The organism is Acidimicrobiales bacterium (assembly GCA_041394185.1).
Classification (GTDB): Bacteria; Actinomycetota; Acidimicrobiia; order Acidimicrobiales; family Poriferisodalaceae; genus JAAETH01.
The window spans coordinates 280,538-300,731 of the sequence record JAWKIQ010000001.1 but is presented as its reverse complement, the minus strand read 5'-3'; the positions used below and the strand labels follow the sequence as shown (position 1 = coordinate 300,731).

22 protein-coding genes and 1 pseudogene are annotated in these 20,194 nt (G+C 65.1%); 14 read left to right on the top strand and 9 right to left on the bottom strand.

Annotated features, from left to right (window positions below; all coding sequences use genetic code 11):
* Positions 1 to 4: 4 nt before the first annotated feature.
* Positions 5 to 595, top strand: a complete 591-nt coding sequence (locus R2770_01450) for a TetR/AcrR family transcriptional regulator (GenBank protein ID MEZ5279110.1) — start codon at positions 5 to 7, stop codon at positions 593 to 595.
* 166 nt (positions 596 to 761) lie between these two features.
* Positions 762 to 1,241 carry an SRPBCC family protein gene (locus R2770_01445; protein MEZ5279109.1) on the top strand — a complete coding sequence of 160 codons (480 nt, stop codon included), beginning with the start codon at positions 762 to 764 and terminating at the stop codon, positions 1,239 to 1,241.
* Between the two features lie 3 nt (positions 1,242 to 1,244).
* Here the strand turns inward: R2770_01445 and R2770_01440 are convergent, their stop codons facing one another.
* The 3 genes from R2770_01440 to R2770_01430 form a co-directional block, all read right to left on the bottom strand.
* A complete protein-coding gene (locus tag R2770_01440; protein ID MEZ5279108.1) occupies positions 1,245 to 3,512 on the bottom strand; it encodes an arylsulfatase in 2,268 nt (755 codons plus the stop codon).
* Positions 3,513 to 3,516: 4 nt separating this feature from the next.
* Complete coding sequence (locus tag R2770_01435) at positions 3,517 to 4,338, bottom strand: MBL fold metallo-hydrolase (protein ID MEZ5279107.1); 822 nt, start codon at positions 4,336 to 4,338, stop codon at positions 3,517 to 3,519.
* A gap of 90 nt (positions 4,339 to 4,428) precedes the next feature.
* Complete coding sequence (locus tag R2770_01430; GenBank protein MEZ5279106.1) at positions 4,429 to 5,106, bottom strand: nitroreductase; 678 nt, start codon at positions 5,104 to 5,106, stop codon at positions 4,429 to 4,431.
* A gap of 203 nt (positions 5,107 to 5,309) precedes the next feature.
* On the opposite strand from R2770_01430, the gene R2770_01425 reads away from it, so the two are divergent.
* Together R2770_01425 and R2770_01420 are read left to right on the top strand one after the other, a co-directional pair.
* A complete protein-coding gene (locus tag R2770_01425) occupies positions 5,310 to 5,792 on the top strand; it encodes a hypothetical protein (protein MEZ5279105.1) in 483 nt (160 codons plus the stop codon).
* A gap of 26 nt (positions 5,793 to 5,818) precedes the next feature.
* Positions 5,819 to 6,469, top strand: a complete 651-nt coding sequence (locus tag R2770_01420; GenBank protein MEZ5279104.1) for an inorganic pyrophosphatase — start codon at positions 5,819 to 5,821, stop codon at positions 6,467 to 6,469.
* 36 nt (positions 6,470 to 6,505) lie between these two features.
* Here the strand turns inward: R2770_01420 and R2770_01415 are convergent, their stop codons facing one another.
* Together R2770_01415 and R2770_01410 are read right to left on the bottom strand one after the other, a co-directional pair.
* Positions 6,506 to 7,738, bottom strand: coding sequence for an MFS transporter (locus tag R2770_01415; protein MEZ5279103.1), 1,233 nt, complete (start codon positions 7,736 to 7,738; stop codon positions 6,506 to 6,508).
* 50 nt (positions 7,739 to 7,788) lie between these two features.
* Entirely contained in the window at positions 7,789 to 8,817 is a 1,029-nt protein-coding gene (locus R2770_01410) for a hypothetical protein (GenBank protein MEZ5279102.1), read from the bottom strand.
* A 157-nt stretch (positions 8,818 to 8,974) separates the two neighbouring features.
* On the opposite strand from R2770_01410, the pseudogene R2770_01405 reads away from it, so the two are divergent.
* Positions 8,975 to 9,735: pseudogene (locus tag R2770_01405) on the top strand (ABC transporter ATP-binding protein).
* A complete protein-coding gene (locus tag R2770_01400) occupies positions 9,732 to 10,466 on the top strand; it encodes an ABC transporter permease (protein MEZ5279101.1) in 735 nt (244 codons plus the stop codon). Before R2770_01405 ends, R2770_01400 begins: the two are co-directional and overlap by 4 nt.
* A 9-nt stretch (positions 10,467 to 10,475) precedes the next feature.
* Here the strand turns inward: R2770_01400 and modA are convergent, their stop codons facing one another.
* Both modA and R2770_01390 read right to left on the bottom strand, forming a co-directional pair.
* Positions 10,476 to 11,297 (bottom strand): molybdate ABC transporter substrate-binding protein, encoded by an 822-nt coding sequence (modA, locus tag R2770_01395; GenBank protein ID MEZ5279100.1) that lies wholly within the window; start codon positions 11,295 to 11,297, stop codon positions 10,476 to 10,478.
* Positions 11,298 to 11,353: 56 nt separating this feature from the next.
* On the bottom strand, positions 11,354 to 11,638 hold the full coding sequence (locus R2770_01390; protein ID MEZ5279099.1) for a hypothetical protein: 285 nt from the start codon (positions 11,636 to 11,638) through the stop codon (positions 11,354 to 11,356).
* Positions 11,639 to 11,720: 82 nt separating this feature from the next.
* On the opposite strand from R2770_01390, the gene R2770_01385 reads away from it, so the two are divergent.
* Genes R2770_01385 through R2770_01365 form a run of 5 tightly spaced genes read left to right on the top strand, consistent with a single transcriptional unit; the run spans position 11,721 to position 16,851 of the window.
* The gene (locus R2770_01385) at positions 11,721 to 12,425 is read left to right on the top strand and encodes a response regulator transcription factor (protein MEZ5279098.1); all 705 of its coding nucleotides are present in this window, start codon (positions 11,721 to 11,723) and stop codon (positions 12,423 to 12,425) included.
* Positions 12,426 to 12,430: 5 nt separating this feature from the next.
* Positions 12,431 to 13,852: a HAMP domain-containing sensor histidine kinase gene (locus R2770_01380; protein ID MEZ5279097.1), complete on the top strand. Its 1,422-nt coding sequence runs from the start codon at positions 12,431 to 12,433 to the stop codon at positions 13,850 to 13,852.
* A 57-nt stretch (positions 13,853 to 13,909) separates the two neighbouring features.
* Complete coding sequence (locus R2770_01375) at positions 13,910 to 14,935, top strand: YHYH protein (protein MEZ5279096.1); 1,026 nt, start codon at positions 13,910 to 13,912, stop codon at positions 14,933 to 14,935.
* A 1-nt stretch (position 14,936) separates the two neighbouring features.
* Positions 14,937 to 16,220: a HupE/UreJ family protein gene (locus R2770_01370; GenBank protein ID MEZ5279095.1), complete on the top strand. Its 1,284-nt coding sequence runs from the start codon at positions 14,937 to 14,939 to the stop codon at positions 16,218 to 16,220.
* Positions 16,210 to 16,851 (top strand): TOPRIM nucleotidyl transferase/hydrolase domain-containing protein, encoded by a 642-nt coding sequence (locus R2770_01365; GenBank protein MEZ5279094.1) that lies wholly within the window; start codon positions 16,210 to 16,212, stop codon positions 16,849 to 16,851. The genes R2770_01370 and R2770_01365 overlap by 11 nt, the downstream gene beginning before the upstream one ends.
* Positions 16,852 to 16,935: 84 nt before the next feature.
* Here R2770_01365 and R2770_01360 read toward each other — a convergent pair whose 3' ends face one another.
* On the bottom strand, positions 16,936 to 17,631 hold the full coding sequence (locus tag R2770_01360; GenBank protein ID MEZ5279093.1) for an alpha/beta hydrolase: 696 nt from the start codon (positions 17,629 to 17,631) through the stop codon (positions 16,936 to 16,938).
* A 115-nt stretch (positions 17,632 to 17,746) separates the two neighbouring features.
* Between R2770_01360 and R2770_01355 the strand changes: the two genes are divergently transcribed.
* From R2770_01355 to R2770_01345, 3 genes are read left to right on the top strand one after another with little or no spacing between them, the layout of a single operon-like run.
* A complete protein-coding gene (locus R2770_01355; protein ID MEZ5279092.1) occupies positions 17,747 to 18,532 on the top strand; it encodes an SDR family oxidoreductase in 786 nt (261 codons plus the stop codon).
* Between the two features lie 4 nt (positions 18,533 to 18,536).
* The gene (locus R2770_01350; protein ID MEZ5279091.1) at positions 18,537 to 19,016 is read left to right on the top strand and encodes an SAM-dependent methyltransferase; all 480 of its coding nucleotides are present in this window, start codon (positions 18,537 to 18,539) and stop codon (positions 19,014 to 19,016) included.
* Positions 19,013 to 19,420: a DUF3052 domain-containing protein gene (locus R2770_01345; protein MEZ5279090.1), complete on the top strand. Its 408-nt coding sequence runs from the start codon at positions 19,013 to 19,015 to the stop codon at positions 19,418 to 19,420. The genes R2770_01350 and R2770_01345 overlap by 4 nt, the downstream gene beginning before the upstream one ends.
* 32 nt (positions 19,421 to 19,452) lie before the next feature.
* Here R2770_01345 and R2770_01340 read toward each other — a convergent pair whose 3' ends face one another.
* The gene (locus R2770_01340; protein MEZ5279089.1) at positions 19,453 to 20,169 is read right to left on the bottom strand and encodes a hypothetical protein; all 717 of its coding nucleotides are present in this window, start codon (positions 20,167 to 20,169) and stop codon (positions 19,453 to 19,455) included.
* Positions 20,170 to 20,194 lie beyond the last annotated feature (25 nt).

The window sequence follows — 20,194 nt, the reverse complement described above, 5'->3', positions numbered from 1 at the left end:
GTCGATGACCGATGCAGAGCAAAGGGCCGACGGTCGGCGGCTGAGGCGCCAACGCGGCCGCCTGGCCGCAATCGACGCCCTGATCGATCTGGTGCTGGAAGGGTCGGGCCCGCCCAGTGCCGGGGCCGTCGCCGAGCGGGCTGGAGTGTCGCAGGCGTCGTTGTTCCGGTACTTCGCCACCCTCGACGACCTGCGCCAAGAGGCGATCGGCCGCTATTTCCAGCGTTTCGACGGCCTGATCGCAATTCCCGACATCGGCGAGGGGTCGCTCGAGCACCGCATAGGCGCATTTGTCGCCGCCCGCGACCGCTTCCACCAGGCCAGCGCTCCCATGGCGCGCCTCATCAGACGCCATTCCCCCGAGGTGCCCGACCTGGCCGAGTCACTCGAGCGACTGCGATCCACGTTCACAGATCAGGTGGCCCAGCAATTCGCCCCAGAACTCGACCGTTTGGGTCGAGCGCGTGCCACCCGACGCGCCGCCGCCATTGCAGCGCTGACGTCGTTCGAGAGCTGGGATCTGCTGTCGAGCCTCGGCGATGAGGGGCGCCGCGCCGCGTTGAGCGACTCGCTGGCCGCTCTCACCTCGACCTAGCGCAACGCCGGCCCCGGTCCGCCACCGCCACCCCCGGTCCCCCACCACCACCGCCACCGCCACCGGCGATCTGGGGTCGGAAACGGGTCACTGGTGGGCAAGATCCGACCCCAGATTCGCATTGGGCGCTAGCGTTCGGCGAAATCGCAACCAGGGGGTCACAGGCGTGGACAAGCCCGCAGACGCAATCGCATACCAGGAAGCCTCGATCGACATCGATGCCTCACCCGAAGCCGTCTACGGGTTGGTTTCTGACCTCGCCCGTATGGGCGAGTGGAGCCCCGAGTCGACCGGCGGAGCCTGGCGAGACGGCGCGACCGGCAAGGCCGGCGACTGGTTCGACGGGACCAACCGCGCCGGCGACTTCGAGTGGACCCGCGAAGTCCAGGTGGCCAGGGCCGAGCCCGGCCGCGACTTCACCTTCGTGGCAGGCGGCGTAGAAAACAACCGCACCTGGTGGTCTTACGAGATGGCGCCGACCGACACGGGAACGCGGCTTACCGAGAAGTGGTGGGTCGTCAACAAGCCGCCGGCGTGGGTCGAGCGTAGCCACGAGGCCTTTCTCGAACGAGCCGAACAAACTCTGGGCGCTATTCAGGCGACACTTGCCGCTGTGAAACACACAGCAGAGTCGCGCCGAGATTGAGCCTCACTGACGGGCCATTTCGCTGGCGGCGGCAGCCGAGTCGGTAGAGCGACTGCTGCGCGCCGGCAGTTGAATGGCGACCTCGTGCAACGTGCCGGTGAAGGCGAACGGTGCTGAATACCGGGCAGACACCGCCGACCCGTGGTCCATTCCCACGCTGGAACCGACCGACGAAACCATGCGCATGTAGAACCCGATGGGCGCTCGGCCACAAGGTGTGCCGTCAATCGACACCTCGACCCAACCGGTCTTGCGTCCGTCTCGCTCGAGGTGAACTGCCACCTCGCTGTCGCCCACGGGTACCTCGATCTCTGACTCGACGATGGTGTGATCGTTGAATGCGTTGTAGTCGACCACCAGGCGACCGTTCTGGACGAACACCGAACAGCCAGAGTTCTGGTTGCCGGTGGCCCACAACACCCCCTCGTCGCCCGGGCGACAGGTGGTCTGCGCCGGGAGGTCGAACGCCCGGCCTCCCAGCGTTGCCGAGGGTTGTGCCGGTATCGGCGACATCGGCGGTCGGTAGACATAGCGGCGGTCGGTGCGGTGGGGCGACTGGTCGCTGAGGCGAGAGGCGAACAGCGCCAGCGTGCGGTCGTCCAGCGGCAACACCCCGTGGCGTTCGGCCTCGGCCCACCACAGGTCGACCAGCTGGGCGAGTCGCTCGGGGTTGCCATCGGCCAGGTTGGTGCATTCGGACGGGTCGGCGTCGAGGTCGTACAACTCCCAGGGTTCGGTGTCGAAGTCGTCGCCCTGCTTGTGCTTGGTCACCGCCTTCCACCACACACCATCGAGTTCGGCGATGACGGCCCGGCTGCCGGCGTTCTCGAAGTACTGCAGCCGGTTGGCCGCGGGCGCGTCGCCGTCGTCGAGCAGGGTGGCGAACGAATGGCCCGTCACGGGCATCTGTTCGATACCCCGATAGACCTCTGGTGGGGTGACGCCCAACAGCTCGTAGATGGTCGGAGCGATGTCGGAGACGTTGACGAACTGAGACCGCTTGGTGCCGGCGTTGCCACCACCCAGTCGGGCCGGCCAGTGCATGATCATCGGCACGTGCACACCACCCTCGTGGGTGTTCTGCTTGTACCAGCGAAACGGTGAGTTGCCGGCCTGGGCCCAGCCCCACGGATAGTTGGTGTGGCTGTTCGGCCCGCCGATTTCGTCGATGCGCTCGATGGCCTCGTCTGGAGATTCGAGGATGCCGTTGAAGAACTTCATCTCGTGCATCACCCCGAACGGACCGCCCTCTTGGGAAGCGCCGTTGTCGGCCAAGACCACCAGGATCGTGTTGTCGAGCTCGCCCATCTGCGCGAGTCCGTCGACCAGTCGGCCGATCTGATCGTCGGTGTGGTCGAGGAAGGCGGCGAATGCTTCCTGCAGCCTGCACGCCAGACGCTTCTGATTCTCTGGAAGCTCGTCCCAAGCAACGACACCGGGGTTACGGGGCGCCAACACCGCGTGCTGGGGTATGACTCCTAGGTCGATCTGGCGCTGGTACCAGCGCTGGCGAACGACATCCCAGCCCTCGTCGTAGCGGCCGCGGTACTTGTCCAGATAGGCCTGTGGCGCTTGATGCGGCGCGTGGGTCGCGCCAAACGGCAGGTAGGCGAAGAACGGTCGGTCTGGCCTGACTCCCTTGCTGTCGTTGATCATCTGCAGCAGCTGATCGACCAGGTCTTCGGACAGGTGGTAGCCCTCTTCGGGCGTCGCCGGTGCATCGATATGGGTGTTGTCACGGACCAGTTCGGGGTGAAATTGGTCGGTCTCGCCCTCGAGGAAGCCATAGAAGCGATCGAACCCACGCGCCAGCGGCCACTGGTCGAACGGCCCGGCCGCCGAGGTGTCCTCGGTTGGGGCCAGGTGCCACTTGCCGGTGCAGAACGTGGCGTAGCCGTGGCTCTTCAACACCTCTGCAACGGTTGCCGCCGAGTTCGAGATGTGGCCCAGCTGGTGAGGAAACCCTGTGCGCCAGTTCGACACGCCGCGCATGCCCACGGCGTGCTGCGAACGACCGGTCAACAGTGCGGCCCTGGTGGGCGAACACAGCGGCGTCACATGGAAGTTGGTGAACTGCACCCCGTTGGCGGCCAGAGCATCGACGTTCGGGGTATCGATGTCGGAGCCATAGCAGCCGAACTGGGCAAAGCCGGTGTCGTCCAACAAGACGATGACGACGTTGGGGGCCTGTTCACCCGGATGCGGCGGCTCTTCGAAGTGTGGAGTGCTGTCGGCGAGCGTGCGACCGATGGTGCCCTTGAACTCGGCCATCGATTCAGACCTCGATGGTCGTCAGGTCGTCGCCGATGATGATCTGGCCGTCATAGTGCTCGGCCGCTCTTGCAACCCACTCGGGATATTGCTCGGGCGTGGGCGCGGGCACCAGGTGGGTCATCGCCAGGCGCTTGGCACCGACCCTGGCGGCGGTTTCGGCTGCGTCGACCACGCCGGAGTGATAGTCGAGGATGTCGAGCATCATCGCGTTGCGGAACTTCTCGACGATGTCGCGCCTGATTACCGTCTGCACATAGACATCTGCGCCGTTCGCAAGCTCGTCGACTCCGGCGCAGGGCAGGGTGTCGCCCACCAGCGCTGCGGTGCTGCCCTGATGCTCGAGCCGGAAGCCGATCGTGGGTCGAACGGGGGCGTGTTCGGTTGCTGCGGTGGTCACCGACACGTCGCCAACCACAAACGAATCGCCGGGTTCGAGCTCGGTCACCGCGACCTGAGGGCCCACGGTCAGCGCTTCGTGGTGTGCGATGCGATAGCTGATGTCGGCTTCGAGTGCATGCACTTGGCGCTCGACGAACTCGGCCGTGCCCACCGGGCCATAGATGGGCAGGGCAACGTTGCCCTGGGTCATTATCCAGTGCGTCGTGATGACGTCGTTCAACGCACACACATGGTCGCTGTGCAGGTGCGTGATCAGCACCGCCGACAAGAAGCCGGGCAACGTGCCAGCGCCCGCTAGGCGCATGACGGTGCCCCTGCCCGCGTCGACCAGGATCTGGGTGTCGCCGGCCTTGACCAGCGTCGAGGGCCCGGCCCTGTTGGGGTCGGGCAGCGGCGACCCGGTTCCGGTGAGAATGATGTCCATGAGAACTCCTTGGCGGGCGTCGGTTCGACCGACGCTAGGTCAGGACCCTGGTGGGATCCGTAAGCGAGTGTGCAATTTCAGGGCGACTGGTCAGTCGTCGAAACCCAGGAACGACGCAATCTCGTCGACGGAGCGACGCTCGGAGACCACGTCGTTGGCCGCGAAACCCTCGGCGGGGAACCCCATCGCGACAGTGATGACGATCAGTTGGTCGTCGGGAATCTGGGCGTGGGCACGCACCACAGAAGACTGCATGATTCCCTGGCCGTTGATCACCGAGCCCACACCTCGATCCCAGGCTGCCAACACCATCGCGTGCACGAACTGCCCGAGATCGAAGTAGGCCTCGGTCGAGTCTTCGAGCTCGCGATCGATACATCCGATGACCGACACCGGAGCGTCGAATTGGCGGAAGCCGCGCATTGTCCAGTCGGTGCGTTGCTCCTTGTTCTCCCACCCGATGCCAGCCGCCTCGAACAGCTGGGCGGCTACACGCTTCTGGCGATCGCGGTGCACGCCCTCATAGCGGCCGTGGCCTCGGATCTCGCGATCGGGTTTGCCCGTTGCGAGCATCTGCTCGGTGTTGCCACGCCGAATCTGGTCGAGCACGTCGCCGGTGACGACGTGTACGTACCAGGGCTGGGTGTTCATCGACGATGGGCTCTGCGCCGCCACTTCGATGATCTCTGCCAGCAGCTGGCGCGGCACCGGATCGGGCTTGTACCCCCGGATGCTGCGCCGGTCGAAGATCAGATCCTGGAATTCCATTTGCGAGAGTCACCCTCTAGAAGTCGACGAGCCATCGGCCATCATGCCGTCAAAGGGTCTACGGCGACCAACTCGGCGGCAACCGGTAAGGCTTCAGGTGACTACTTGTGGGCCGATCGATAACCGTCGGCCTCGATCGTGCGTGCGACAATTGTGGATCGGGCCGACGCAGAGCGCGAGACAGGGGAAAGATTCACATGGCGATGATCGACTTCGCGAAGAAGATCAACAAGCATTGCACCCAGGACCTGCTTCCGGGTGAGGAAGTGCTGGCCGCCACATTCGGCCAGCCCCCGGGCGCCATCCGCCGCCAGGTTGCCTTCGGTGCCATCGGAGGGGCCGTCGGGGCGATCGCCGGCGAGGCGCTGGCGAGCAAGCGCATCAAGGACTCAGATCAGAAGTCTGGCGAAGGCATCACCCTCGACATCCCCGCCGGCAAGGCGGTGCTCGGCCTGTCGGCCCAGCGGCTGCTGGTGTTTGGCCACAGCGCCCTGTCGGGTCGCCCCAAGGGTCTCAACGCGTCGATCCCGCTCGATCAGGTGAAATCGATCGAGGTCGACCAGGGCAAGCTGGCGGGCAAGATGCTGATCACCTTCGTCGATGGTTCCTCGGTCGACTTCGACATCGTCAAGACGGCGGGTCCGGGCCCCTTCGCCGAGAAGTTCACCGAGCTGACCGGGCGCTAGACGCTCGACCACCATCGGTCGGGGGCATCGCGTACCATCGGCTCATCAGAAATTTCGACCGCTTCCGCGCCCACCCATGGCATGGCCTCCCCATCGGGGACAAGGCCCCTAACGTCGTCGACGCGTTCATCGAGATCACCCCGTTCGATGCCGTCAAGTACGAGATCGACAAGATCACCGGCTATCTGCGGGTCGACCGACCCCAGGGTTCGTCTGCCCTGCCGCCGACGCTGTATGGCTTCATACCGCGCACGTACTGCGGTCAGAGGGTCGCCGATCTGACACCGAGTGCCGACACCGGGGACGGCGACCCTCTAGACATCTGCGTGCTGAGCCAGCAACGCATCGACCGGGCCGAGGTGGTGCTTCCGGCCCGCATCCTCGGCGGTATACAGGTTCTCGACGGTGGCGAGGCCGACGACAAGATCGTGGCCGTGCTCGAGAGCGACACCGTCTTCGACTACGCCAAGGACATCAAGAACCTTCCCACTGCGGTGGTGCAGCGCATCGTGCACTACTTCGCCACCTACAAGATGGACATCACGGGCCAAAAGCCCAATGCCATCGAGGTGATTGGCACCTACGGGGCCGAGCACGCCCGCGCGGTGGTCGAGGCCGCGTTGGCCGACTACACCGAGTTGTTCGGCGACCGCACCAAGCGCCGACACGACGACTGACGGGTCACCCCAGGGTCGGCCGCTCGGCAGCTGCCACTAATCAGCTGGCCTGCCTGGATCCATGGCCGCATCGATGCGGGCAAACATCGATCTTGCGGTGATCAGCAGCGAGCCCACGACCAGCCCCGCGCCGATCCAAACCCACTGGGGTCCCCAGCGCTCGGCGACGAATCCTCCAATCAACGCACCCAGCGGGCGCGCTCCCCACGCGATGAACAGGTAGGCAGTCATCATCCGGCCGAACACGGCGTCGGGAACAAGTCTCTGCCGGACGGTGGCCGAGACGATGTTCCAGCCGGGTCCTGAAACTCCGGCGAACAAGGCACCGGCAAACGCCAGGACAGGGTTTGTCGACAACCCGTAAAGCATCGACGCAATGACGAAACAGATCACCGCCGTTCGCATGCTCCACGAATGGGACGTTCGGGAGATGAAGCCGGCGACAACCGTCGAAGTCAGAACGGCCGCGATCGCGTCGAAACTGATGAGCAAGCCGAACCCGACGCCGTCCAGCCCGAAGCGCTCGGACGCGAGCACGACGAACACGCCGTTGCCCGCCGCCCCGACGAACGAGAACAGTCCAACGGCCACCACCAAAGGCCGCAGCACGTCGTGGGACCATACGTAGCGAACGCCGACCAGGACGCTGCGAATGTCAAGGGATTCGGCTTCTTCGACCGCTGGCTCATAGGTACCCGGCAGGCGCAAGAGGCCAACGACGCCCAGCATCGTCACGGCGGCCGAGGCGATGAATGGCAACGACATGTCCAGCTCGAAGAGCAGCGCTCCAAGGGGCGGACCGACGAACGCGTTGCTGACGGTCTGGGTGGCAGAAAGCCTGGCGTTCGCGACCTCGAGTTGATCCAGACGCACCAACGCCCTCACCAGTGCCGGGAGCCCGCCGTCGGTCAAGACCTCGCTGACGCCGATCAGAAACGAGACGACGAACAGGACTGCCGGAGCCGGAGTTCCCTGCAGCAACGCCAGGCCGAGCCCGCCCACCACAGCGGCGCGCGCCATCTGGGCCGCGACCGCAATGCGACGCCGGTCGAAGCGGTCGATTACCACCCCAGCCGGCAACCCGATGACAAGGAATGGCAGGTACTGGAACATCACCACCATCGCCACGAGACGAGCATCGTCTGTGGCGGCAAGGGCCAACAGCGGCAGCGCGACGAGGCTCAGACCATCGGCCAGGTTGGTTGCGGTGAATGCCGACCAGAGCGTCCAAAAGCGCGGACCCAAAGACGCTTCCTCGCTTGCGGCCATGGTGCAACGTAGCCCTCCCCACCGCGACTGTCGACAGCGACGACCGAGCCTCATTCGGGAGACTCGGGGCGGACCTCCCACTCGAAACACGGGTCGCCCAGGTCCAGCCTCTGACGAACCACCAGACGAACGTCTTCCATGACGGCCAGGCCCTCCCAAAGAGCGTTCCAACCCTCGAACACCACGGCGTGTGTCGAGTCAGGATCGAACAGCCGCCACCGATCGAGCCGAACGCGGTGGTGCTCGCCCGGCCGCTCGACCTGGGCCGGGGTGCCGTGGCCGCTCAGCAGTCGCCCCAGCCGATCCGCGAACGAACCGTCGGCGCCCACAAGGTCCATCACAGCAGGATGAAACTGCATTCCGATCTGATGGCCCACCACGACGGCGACACTTCTGGTGCCCGCCGGACCGAGAACCGAGGTCATGGCCGGCAGGATCGTGTGGATGTAGTTCATTGCGTAGTTGCGGTTGACCTTCGCCAGGCGCACCGGGTCCCACGACGGAGTGGGCAGCTCTGCGGCCGGCCCGGGCGGGCGTTCGCCCGGGCGAAACCTGACGCGGTCTTCGGGTTGCAGCGGAGCGGACTCTTCGATGTAGTAGCCGACCAAGCCGGGCTGACCGTCGGTGGTCTGGGAGGTTGCGACAAACCCCAGCCTGTCGTTGCCCAGAGACACGCCGTTGTGGCCGTGCCAGCCGCGCAGCATGGCGCGACTCAACTCGCTGGGTATTCCACACACCGCGGTGCCGTCGAACACCCACCGGGGCGGCAGATAGCGCACCCAGGACTTGGTGTCCGATTCGGGAATCCACTCGACCCTGACCCCTCCCAGAGCGTTGGACAGGACGTGGTACTTGGCGCACGCCACCGCATCGGGCTCGTCGGTCAGACCCAGCTTGTCGAGACCGGGCAGGAACGCTTCGAGATGCTGGTTTCGGAAGGTGCGGAACACGACCTCGGCTGCGGGCCCGGTTCCGATTCGCGTGACCATACCCAGGAGCAAACCCGTCAGGTATCGGTGGTACAGCTCGGCGAGGGCTTCCCAAGCTGGGTGGTCATCGATGCTCTGCTCGGCGTTCACTGGTTCTCCATCCCTCTGCGACGGCCCGAACAATAGGCCCGGTTGTCGAGCATCCTGCACGCAGTAAGGTCTGGTCTGGTCACGGCAAGGTGGCCGCCCGGCGGTGCTCGCCGACAGAGACGAGTTGCGCCGGGCCGACAACAGCGAGGCGCTGCCAATGTCCGCTGAAGAACCCGGGCCACCATCCACGGCCCCACAACTCGACCATGCGGTCCGGTTGACCGACGTCAGCGTTCGGCGCGGCGACCGATCGGTGTTGCGCAGCCTCTCGCTGACCGTGTCCCGCGGAAAGGTCACCGGCCTCGTTGGGCCCAGCGGGTGCGGCAAGACAACATTGATGCGCACCATCGTGGGCGTGCAGGCGAACGTGACCGGATCGGTCCTCGTCCTGGGTCAATCGCCCGAATCGGCTCTCGACGAGGCGACATCGGCTACATGACACAAGACGCCTCTGTCTACGGCGATCTGACAGTCGGCGAGAATCTGTCCTATTTCGCCGCTCTGTTGGGGTGTACGGCTGCACGTATGAGCGAGGTTCTGGTCGCTGTGCACCTCGAGGACATGCGGGACGCGGTGGTCGAGCGCTTGTCGGGCGGTCAACGCGCTCGTGTGTCGCTCGCAGTTGCACTGCTCGCCAACCCACCGCTGCTGGTTCTCGACGAACCAACCGTGGGCCTGGACCCTCTCCTGCGAGCCGAGCTATGGGCCGAGTTCGCCACCATTGCGGCGTCGGGTGCTGCTGTGGTCGTGTCCAGCCACGTGATGGACGAGGCCGCAAGATGCGACCGGCTTGTGTTGATGCGTGAAGGCCGGATCCTCGCCTCGGGCACCCCGGCGGGGCTGGTGTCAGAAGCGGGCGCAAGCGATGTCGAGGACGCATTCATGAAACTCGTCGCACGGCAAGGCGAAGATCGATGATGGCAACGGCGACGGCCACCACCAGCCGGGTGCTCCGCCAGATGCGGCGCGATCATCGAACGGTTGCGCTGTTGTTGGTGGTGCCCACCCTGCTGCTGGTCCTCGTCCGCTTTGCGTTCGATGCCCGCCCGCTGGTGTTTCAGCGCGTCGGCATGCCACTCATCGGGGTGTTCCCGCTGGTCTCGATGTTTCTGGTCGCCTCGATAGCGATGCTTCGCGAGAGAAGGTCTGGCACCCTCGAGCGCCTGATGTCGCTGCCCACGGCGAAACTCGGCCTTGTCGTTGGCTATGCGGCGGCGTTCGCAATTGTCGCAATGGCCCAGACGGCTGTTGTTCTCACTGTGGGCATGGCCGTTCTCGGCCTGAACATCGCCGGCCCCACATGGTTGGCAATTGCGGTGGCGGTCGCAAATGCGCTTCTCGGCATGGCGCTCGGCTTGTTCGTCAGCGCATTCGCCCACACAGAGTTTCAGGCGATCCAGTTCATGCCCGCGTTCCTGCTGCCACAGTTTCTGCTGTGCGGGCTGTTCGTCGAGCGCCATGCCATGGCCCGACCGCTCGAGATCGTGTCGGAGGTCCTGCCACTGACATTTGCCTACGACGCCCTACGCGCGGTTTCGGACAACTCGGGCGTGTCGGGTTCGGTGATCGTCGACCTCGGAATCACAGCACTCATGGCCATCGCTGCGCTAGGTCTGTGCTCGTTGACGCTCAGGCGTCGCAGCCCCTGAACGCGCGCATCAGGGCGGGCTGAACCCGAACCCGGCCAGGATGCGCTGGCCATCGGGCCCCAGCACGAACTCGATGAACGCGTCGGCCGCCGTCGGGTTGGGCGCACCCGCCATTCGGGCGATGGGATAGTCGGCTTCGACATTCCACTGGCTGGGGATGTCGATCCCCTCGACCAACTCGCCACCCGCGATCACGTCGGTGGCATAGACGACGCCTGCATCCAGTTCGTCGGCGCCAACCTTGGTCAACAGCGCCCTGACGTCTGGCTCGTTTGTGTCGATCGACGCCTGCACTGCGGCGCGGGCCAGCACCGCTCGGGCGAAGTCGCCGCACGGCACACCCTCGGCGCACAGCCCGATCAGCAGCTCGGGCCTGGCCAGGTCTTGCACGCCGGTCACGCCCCCGGGGTTTCCGGCGGGCACCACGATCTGCAGCGAGTTGGTGGCAAGAACCTCGACCTCGCCTGCCACCTCCCCAGCCGCCATGAGCTGCTCGATGTTGGGACGGTTGGCCGACGCGAACACATCGGCGGGCGCGCCCTCGAGAATCTGCTCTCGTAGAGCCGAGCTGCCCGCTGTGTTCACCATCACATCGACGCCCGGATGAGCTGCTTCGAAGTCCACCTCGATCTCGGCGAAGGCATCGGTCAGCGACGCGGCGGCAAAAACGAGAACGGTTCCCTCGGGCTCACCATCACCGGCCACACCGACGCCATCGTCGCCGCAGGCCGCGAGGCTCACTAGCAACGCCAGCACCAGCAACGCCAGCATCAGCGACGTGCCACGCACCGGCGCGCTGGGCACCGACCGCCTCGCAGGATGAGCCCTCATCGCTGCAAAGCTAGTCCTGCTGTGCGCTGCAACCGTTCGGGCCCGAAGCCTGTTCCTCAGTCTTCGGCCTTGTGGTCGACGACACCTGAGCCGGGCTTGGATCCGGGGGCCACGACGTGGATCGGAAACGTATCGAAGAGGTTGAATCCCTGAACCGTGATGCCACGACGGCCGGCCCCTTGGCTGGTCGGCGAAGCCATTGCGCCAAAGCCCTCGACCTCGTGGGCTTCGTCGCCGGTACCGACGCCGAGTAGGCGGCCGAACTCCGACCGCTCCCCTTCGGTCAGGTCGAGAGCGTCGAGCTTGGTCAACAGAGACTGCATTTCGGGCGAGAGGTCCATACCTATCCCGACGACCTTCGAAGTCAGTGGTTACACGGCCCGGTCACAGGCAACACACAGGTTGACGAGCCACACTGAGCAGGTGACCTCAGTTGCCAAGCCGGTAGCCGCCTGTCGGATTCTCGTGGTCGAGGACGAACCGGCCATCAACGACATCGTCGCTACCGCGCTGCGCTACCAGGGACATTCGGTCACACAGATCGACGATGGATGGTCTGGGTTGACCGAGGCGCTCCGTTCGCCCCACGACCTGGCGGTGCTCGACGTCATGCTGCCCGGCCTCGACGGGTTCGAAATCTGCCGACGGATGCGCGAAGCGGGACGGCTGGAGCCGGTGCTCTTCTTGACCGCCAGAGCCGAGACAGAAGATCGTGTGAAGGGCTTCGTGACCGGCGGCGACGACTATCTGACCAAACCATTCAGCGTCGACGAGTTGGTTCTGCGGGTCGCGGCGATTCTGCGCCGGTCAGGAACCGCTACCACTGGCGAGTTGATCGCTTACGACGAGCTGACCCTCGACCCGGCAAGCCACGAGGTTCGGCGGGCCGGTCGCCTGATCGAGTTGTCGCCGACCGAGTATCGGCTGCTTCACTACCTGCTCGTCAACGCGACCACCGTCGTGTCCAAAGCACAGATATTGGTGAACGTCTGGGACGATGATTTCGACGGAAGCGAGAACGTCGTCGAGCTATACATCAGCTACCTGCGCCGCAAGATCGACGATGGGAACTCGCCGCTCATCCACACCAGGCGAGGTGTTGGCTACGTGTTGCGAACCACATCGTGAGACCGGTGTCCACCCGCCGCAGCCTGCGCGCCACGATGCTGATTCCACTAATTGGCGCACTGGTGGCCGGGTCTGGCGGACTCGGACTGTTCGTTTACCGAGCGGTCGAGCGCGACCTGATCGCGTCAATCGACGACGAACTCAACCGGGTTCTGACCGGCTCGATTGGTCAGGCGGTAGGTCGCGGCGATCCTTTGCGGGGCGATCCAGGCGGCGGAGCCGACCGTCAGCCTGGCGATTTGTTGGACGGAACCGACGCACCGATCGAGTTCGTGGTGGGCCCCGGTGGCCAGATCGCAAATGGCGCCGAGGACGCAGCGACCTTCGACGACGCCCAGCTCGACGCGTTGGCCGCAGCGCGCGGCTTCGTGGAGGTCGACGGGGAGCCTCGATACCGCGCGCGGGTCGAGCGCTTGGCCGACGGCAGCAAGGCTGTGGCTGCGTTGTCGTTGGCGCCTGTGGACGAGTCGCTGTCGAGCCTGCTGCGCAACCTGATCCTCGGCGGCACCGCTCTGGTGATACTGCAGACGCTGGTTGTGCTCGTCGTGGCGGGGGCCGTGGCCAGACCGATAGGCCGGATCAGCGCAGTCGCCCACGACATTCGAGAGGGCGATCTGGGCGCGACGGTTCCCGAGCCGAGTGGGCCTCGCGAAACGGCGATGCTCACCGAAGATCTGGCGGCCATGTTGGACCGTCTCCGCTCGACCATCGACGAACGCGAGGGCGCTGCCGACGAAGCCGAGCGGGCCAGGGACGACATGGAACGCTTCATGGCCGACGCATCGCATGAGCTGCGTACACCGCTCACGGCCCTTCGCGGCTACAGCGACCTCTACACAGCAGGCATGCTCGAAGGCGACGGACTCGAGCGCGCCATGCGACGCATCGGAGCCGAAAGCCAACGGCTCGAGGCATTGGTGACCGATCTGCTTCAACTGGTGAGGCCCGAGGACGGTTCCCGGTTCGAACTGGTCGACGTCGGCGCAGTGGTTTCGGCGGTCGCCCACGACCTTCGAGCCGCGCACCCAGAGCGGACAATCGAGCTCGAACTCTCGGCCGCGGCACCCACGGTAAAAGCCGACCCAGCCCGCCTCCACCAGGCGGTGCTGAACCTCGGCGCCAACGCCTGTCATCACACGCCGCCCGAGACGAACCTGACGCTGCGGGTCGGATCTGACATGCAGTGGGCGCAGATCGAGGTCGTCGACCATGGTCCCGGAGTCGACCTGGCTACTGCCGAGCGTCTGTTCCGACCCTTCGTCCGCAACGACGCGTCGCGAAGCCGGCGCGACCACGGCGGTGCGGGCCTCGGTCTGGCGCTCGTCGATCGGATCGTCCGTCAGCACGGCGGATCGGTGGCCGTCACCGAAACTCGGGGCGGCGGTTCGACCTTCACGCTCCGGTTGCCCGTGGCATCGAACCTGTGAAGAACCTGTCAGCACGTTCACAGCTCGACCACAGGTCCAGGCTCCACAGTCATCGGCATGAACAGGAACCTCAGACTCAGAACTCTTGCCGGGCTGGTCGCCGCCGTAGCTGTGCTGGGCGCATGCAGCTCGTCTTCAGACAGCGACGGCGCCGAGTCGACACCACAATCGCCATCGACGGCGGTAGACCAGCCATCTGACTCGACGTCTGACGGCGACCGGACCGCCGTCGCTGGACTGACCTCCAACTACCTCGGCTCGTACAGCCTCGAGGACCCCGAGTTCGGCACCATTGTCACGGTCGTCGTCGACGGCGGAACAAGAACCATCGAGACGAACGCCCTGCCGGATCACGAGACCGGTGAGTTCCCGAATTCCGGAAACCCGAACACCATCACCGCACAGGACCTGACCTGGGAGTTCCCTGCAACTGCGGTGTACACCGGCCAGGCAACAGAGGTTCGTGTTCCCGGTGTCGCGGTGAACGGGGTGAAGTTCGAGCCGGGTACGGCCGAAACCGTCACCTGCTCGTCGGGTGAGGTTTACCGGATCGAGGCATTGCAGGACATCTACGACTTGGGCCTCGACTTCAACAACGCCCACGTCCAACCGACCGGCGAGTACCACTACCACGGAATCTCGTCGATGCTCGTCGATGCGTACGACACCGACCAGGACCTCGTGCACGTCGGCTTCGCCGCCGACGGCCACCTCATGTACTACTCGAAGTCCGGGGCTTACGAGTCTGGTTACGCTCTGAGTTCGACCGCTCGTAGCGGCACTGGTTGCCAGGCATCGGGTCCGGCTGGGGGCACCACGATCGAGCTCGAAGGCAGCACGCCAGACGGTACCTACACCACCGACTGGCAGTGGTCTGACCAGACGGGCGATCTCGACGAGTGCAATGGCATCACCATCGATGGCCAGTACGTGTACATCGTCACCAACGACTACCCGTACATAAGCCGGTGCACGATGGGTGAGGCCAGCGGAGACGGCGTCGGCGGTCCGCCAGGGCCGGGCGCTGGTGGATCACCGAGTGGCCAGGGCGCCGGCGGGTCTGCCTCGACCGGCGACGCGTGACATGAATCCGATCCGAGCGGTCGTCTGTGGCCTGATCATCCTTGTCCTTGTCGGCCTGGCGGTATCGCCGGTCTCAGCACACGAGCCAGGTACCTCGGCGCTGTCGGTTGTCATCGACGGTGCCGAGGTCGAGGTCAGCATCGACGTCCCGCTCGACCTGCTAGGCCTTGCCGTCGGAACCGAACTGACCTCCGACGCTTTCGAGTTGTCGCTGAAGCGCTCGGCCATCGTCGACTACCTCGATGAGCACCTGACACTGGCCGGCGGCGGAACGGTTGCCGAGCCGGTATTCGGGCCGCTGACGGTGGTTTCGGTCGACGGCATCGAATGGGCCAGGCTGGTTCTGACCCACGACATCGAAGCCGACGATGCGCCACTCGTGATGACCTACGACGCCATCTTCGAAGTCGATCCAGATCACAGGGTCATGGTCACCGAGAGGCTGGCCGGCTCATCCGAGGCCGTTCTGGCGGTGATCGACCGTGACCAGCCTTCGGTGACGATCTCGTCCACCGGCGAAACCGGTCATGCCTCGTCAACTTGGACGGTGATGGTCGCAGAGGGCTATGACCACGTCCTCGCCGGCGCCGACCACATTCTGTTCCTGCTCGTACTGCTGGTGCCTGCACCCCTCGCCGTCAGCAGGCGGCGCTGGGTCGAGGGCCCCAGCTTCCGCCGGGCGATCGTCCGAGTGGTTCGGGTATCGGGGGCGTTCACCGTCGGCCACTCGCTGACGCTCGCGCTGTCTGCCTTCGGCGTGGTCGACTTTGCGTCACGGCCCGTTGAGGTACTGGTAGCGGGCTCGGTGGCCATCGCCGCCATTCACGCGTGGCGTCCGCTGACCTCTCACGGCGAGGTCGTGATCGCGGGAAGTTTTGGGCTGATTCACGGACTGGCGTTCGCCGGGATCCTCGACGATTTGGGTATCGCCAGGGTGCAGTCTGCGACTGCTCTGCTGGGCTTCAATGTCGGTGTCGAGCTGGCGCAACTGGTGGTCATCGCCGGCACGTTCCCGTCGCTGTGGGTCTTGTCCAGAACCGGCGCCTACACGAGGTTCCGCAAGGCTGCGGCGACGTTGGCGTTGGTCGCGTCGACCGCGTGGGCGGTCGAAAGGGTCGGCGGTGGTGGCAATCCGCTGTCTGCGGTCGAGGCGACGGTGGTAGACCATCAACTCCTCACTGTGCTCGCGCTAGCCATCGCCGCGCTTGCCGCCCTTGTGCACACTGCCCTGAATCGCGACGACACCGGGGTTGCGGTTGTGGAAGCCTCTCCTGGTGGACATTGAGGACAAGATTCGGCTCGATCGCCAGGCTCTCGAGGGGTTCCACAGCGGTCCCGATTCCCAGCTGGCAGCCACGGCCGAGGCCATGTCTGCGGTCGGATCGGCAAGATGCGTCGTCGTGGTCGAAGGGGTGAGCGACCAGATCGCCGTCGAGACACTGGCCGCACGACGTGGTCGCGATCTGTCCGCCGCGGGCGCCGTCGTGGTGCCGGTCGGTGGAGCACATGCGATGGAGCGCTACCTGCGCCGATTCGGACCTCAGGGAGCGCGACTGACCGTTGTCGTCATGTGCGATGAGGCCGAGGAGGCGATGGTCAACCGGGCACTCCGTCGTGCCGGAATCGTTTCCCGTGACAGCCTCTTCGTCTGTGTGAAAGACCTAGAGGATGAACTCATCCGGTCCGTCGATCCTGCCGCAGTCGAGGCACTTCTCGAATCGCAAGGCGACCTTCAGGCTTTTCGGACGCTGCAACGCCAGGGACAATGGCGGGAGCGGCCATTCGAGGCGCAGATGCATCGCTGGTTGAGGGCTGGTGCCCGAAGAAACCTCAGATATGCACGCTTGCTTGTGGAGGTGATCGATTCGGACCGGGTTCCACATCCTCTCGAGGCTGTCGTGGCCGCCGCGGGCTGACCGAAGCTGCCTACTATCGCTCTTATCGGACCTATCGGTGCCAGGCACCCACGCGCGGTGAACGCCCGACCACCCACAGGCGGGCTAGGCCAAGCGCGAGAGGCGTTTTGCGATGTTGGCGAGGATGGTCGCCAGGTCGACCGGGCGGGTGAACATCGGCCAGTGTCCTGAATCGATGTCGACGAACGACACGTCGGCAGCACGAGCCAGCTCGGGGATGTCACCCCCGTCGATCCAGGCCTTGGCGTCTTCTGGGGTGTACTCGGGACAGACCATGACCGTCGGCACATCGAAGCGGGCATCATCGCCCAACTCGACAACCGCTTGAGCGACGCCGACCGGAACGGGCACTGCCAAAGCCTCGATCGCAGCCCTTGCCGCCACATCGAGGTCCGCACTGTCTGGTCCCTCGAACGGCTCCCACCCGGGGAATGGCATGACCCCGTCGACGATCTCGAAGAAGTCGGCATAGCGACTGCGGCCAGACGTTGGGAACCCGCCGATCATGACGGTCCCTGCGATCGAGGACGGTCGCCGGTCTGCCACGAGCCATGCCAAAGCGCTGGCGGCTGAGTGGCCGACGACCAGCGGGCGATCCGAGCTATCGACGATGGCCAGAGCAGCCCGCAATTGATCCTCGAGGGTTGCCTCGATCGCGCCGTCGTCCACGCCGGGCAGATCGACCACGCGGCCCCGATGGCCGAGCGCCTCCAACTCTGCCGCGACATCGGCCCACACCGACGACGGCAGCCACAACCCAGCCATGAGCACGATGTCCATCTTCGAACCATAGATCGGGAGTCGCTGCCGTCCCATCGCACACCAGCCAAGACTCGGTCGCCCGGGCTCTTACCCGGCTAGGTTCGTTGTGTCGGCGGTCATGAAAGGGGGCGACATGCTTGTCGCAGATCGGGTTTGTGTGGTCACGGGCGGCGCCAGCGGCATAGGCAAGGCGCTATGCGAGCGGTTCGCCGCCGACGGCGCCCGCGCCGTTGTCGTGATCGACCGGTCGGCCGAACAGGCCGCCGACGTTGCCAACGCAATCGGTGGGTTTGCTGAAGCTGTGGACGTGGGCGACGGAGAAGCCCTGACCGCCGCGCTGCACGGCATCGAGGACCGCCATGGCCCGATCGACCTCTTGTGCAACAACGCGGGAATCGCATCGGGCGCCGACCCACTGAGCACTCCCATCGACGAGTGGCAGCGACAGTGGGACGTCAATGTGATGAGCCATGTTCACGCGATACGTGCCGTGCTGCCCTCGATGCTGGCCAGGGGTGAGGGCCACATCCTGCACACTGCATCGATGGCCGGCATCCTCACCAGCCATGGCAACGCTCCCTACGCAACCTCGAAACACGCCGTGGTCGGGCTGGCCGAGTGGATGTCCATCACCTACCACGACCGCGGCATCCGGTCGTACCTGCTCGCTCCCCTGGGTGTTCGCACGCCAATGCTCGGCGACGCGGCCGACACCGAATGGGGACGTTCGGCGGCCGGTCCCATCCGCGAACCCGAAGAGGTAGCCCAGCAGGTGACCGAGGCGCTCGAGGCCGAAAGGTTCTTGATCCTGACCGACCCGATCGCGCAGGAGTGGATGCAGTTCAAGACCAACGAGCCCGAGAAGTGGTTGCGCGGAATGCGCCGGCTTCAATCGCGAATAGATGCAGCCCAGGGGTGATGCCGTGACCCTCGATCCAATAGAGCTGATCCCGATCGGCGTGGTGGTGGGTGGCCGGACAGCCCCCATCGACGACGACTGGGGCGACGAGCAGGCCGAGATCGTCCTCGACCAGCGCTTTCCTGCTGATGCCACCGCCGGTCTGGACTCATTCAGCCACATCGACGTGATCTTCCAGTTCAACGCCGTCGACCCGTCGGCCGTGCACGTGGGCGCCAGGCACCCTCGCAACCGCTCCGATTGGCCCGCGGTCGGAATCTTCGCCCAGCGGGCGAAGGCTCGCCCGAATCGCATCGGCCTGACCACTTGCGAACTGCTCGAGGTCGACGGTCGGCGGCTTGTCGTACGAGGTCTCGACGCCATCGACGGCTCGCCGGTGCTGGACATCAAACCGACCATGAACGAGTTCCTCCCTCGGTCGGCTGTACGCCAACCCGACTGGAGCCGCGAACTCATGCGCGGCTACTGGCAGACCAGTCCATGACCGCCGGCTACTCGGGCACACCATTGGCTAAGAAGCTCGGCATCAAGAGCGGCTTTCGAGTGGCCACCGTGAACGAACCCTCCGAGTTGCGCGATCTGCTGGTCGACCTCCCAGAGGACGTGAGCCTCGACACCGATCTCGCCGACTTGCCCGACGCGGTCTTGGCCTTCTTCACCGGCGGCACCGAGCTGGAGGATCAGATAGCCGAGCTGGGCAAAGCGGTCTTCCCCGACCGGTTTGCCTGGATCGCGTGGCCCAAGAAGACGAGCGGCGTCGAAACCGACCTGACCGGTGACGTCGTCAGATCTGTTGTTCTGAGCACCCACCTCGTCGATGTCAAGGTTTGCGCCATCTCCGAGATCTGGTCTGGGCTCAAGGTTGTATGGCGCAAGGAGCACCGCTGAACCGGAGGCCGGCATGACATGCCGACCGACCGCTACAACGTCTCGGGCGGAGCCGGCGGTTGTGGCAGTTCCTGAACCGCGCCAATCGCTTCGGCCGCGTGCGCCCCGGTAGGTCTGGTCACCTCGAGCTCGTACCTGTTGGCGTCGCCGGTGCACTTGAAGCCGATCCGCCGCAGGTAGGACGCATGGTCGTCGTTCGACGCCTCGGCCCACACGACGGTGGGTGCAATCCCGTCGAGCAGCGCCGAGTCGGGCGAGAAGACGTATTGCCCAATCCGGAAGTCTCGGTACTGGGGGATCACGAAGTCGAGGTCGACTCGAAATGTGCCGTCGGCCTCGACCGAACCGATCAACAGGCCAGCGGGCACCATGTCTCGCAGCACGAAGGCGGTGATCAACCCGGCCCGCGGTTCGTAGGTGAACTCGGGCTGATAGCGCCCCTGAATCTCGTTGCGGTAGAAGCTCAGGAACTCGGCCAGGTACAGCGAATCGGGCCGGACGTGGAGGATCCGGAACACCTCCTCCTTGCGGCTGATCAGCTTTCGCAAGTACCAGATGTGGATGGCGCTAGCTGCGAGGTTCACCGCAGCGATCGGATATGCCCCGATGATCAGCGCGTACACGAGAAAGGTCAATCCTCCGGCCAGGCCGATCAGGCGAAGGCGCAGGATCGAACGCTGGGTGATCGAGATGATGATCAGGGCCGACGCCGCATACCCGACCAACTCGACGATGAGGTCCGAGGTCATGTTGCGTTCTCCTAGCCACGTGAAT

Excerpts from the sequence above, each read along its gene's own strand:
- R2770_01450 (MEZ5279110.1), top strand. The coding sequence starts at position 5 with ATGACCGATGCAGAGCAAAGGGCCGACGGTCGGCGGCTGAGGCGCCAA.
- R2770_01440 (MEZ5279108.1), bottom strand. The coding sequence starts at position 3,512 with ATGGCCGAGTTCAAGGGCACCATCGGTCGCACGCTCGCCGACAGCACT.
- R2770_01435 (MEZ5279107.1), bottom strand. The coding sequence starts at position 4,338 with ATGGACATCATTCTCACCGGAACCGGGTCGCCGCTGCCCGACCCCAAC.
- R2770_01430 (MEZ5279106.1), bottom strand. The coding sequence starts at position 5,106 with ATGGAATTCCAGGATCTGATCTTCGACCGGCGCAGCATCCGGGGGTAC.
- R2770_01425 (MEZ5279105.1), top strand. The coding sequence starts at position 5,310 with ATGATCGACTTCGCGAAGAAGATCAACAAGCATTGCACCCAGGACCTG.
- R2770_01415 (MEZ5279103.1), bottom strand. The coding sequence starts at position 7,738 with ATGGCCGCAAGCGAGGAAGCGTCTTTGGGTCCGCGCTTTTGGACGCTC.
- R2770_01400 (MEZ5279101.1), top strand. The coding sequence starts at position 9,732 with ATGATGGCAACGGCGACGGCCACCACCAGCCGGGTGCTCCGCCAGATG.
- modA (MEZ5279100.1), bottom strand. The coding sequence starts at position 11,297 with ATGAGGGCTCATCCTGCGAGGCGGTCGGTGCCCAGCGCGCCGGTGCGT.
- R2770_01390 (MEZ5279099.1), bottom strand. The coding sequence starts at position 11,638 with ATGGACCTCTCGCCCGAAATGCAGTCTCTGTTGACCAAGCTCGACGCT.
- R2770_01375 (MEZ5279096.1), top strand. The coding sequence starts at position 13,910 with ATGAACAGGAACCTCAGACTCAGAACTCTTGCCGGGCTGGTCGCCGCC.
- R2770_01370 (MEZ5279095.1), top strand. The coding sequence starts at position 14,937 with ATGAATCCGATCCGAGCGGTCGTCTGTGGCCTGATCATCCTTGTCCTT.
- R2770_01360 (MEZ5279093.1), bottom strand. The coding sequence starts at position 17,631 with ATGGACATCGTGCTCATGGCTGGGTTGTGGCTGCCGTCGTCGGTGTGG.
- R2770_01355 (MEZ5279092.1), top strand. The coding sequence starts at position 17,747 with ATGCTTGTCGCAGATCGGGTTTGTGTGGTCACGGGCGGCGCCAGCGGC.
- R2770_01345 (MEZ5279090.1), top strand. The coding sequence starts at position 19,013 with ATGACCGCCGGCTACTCGGGCACACCATTGGCTAAGAAGCTCGGCATC.
- R2770_01340 (MEZ5279089.1), bottom strand. The coding sequence starts at position 20,169 with ATGACCTCGGACCTCATCGTCGAGTTGGTCGGGTATGCGGCGTCGGCC.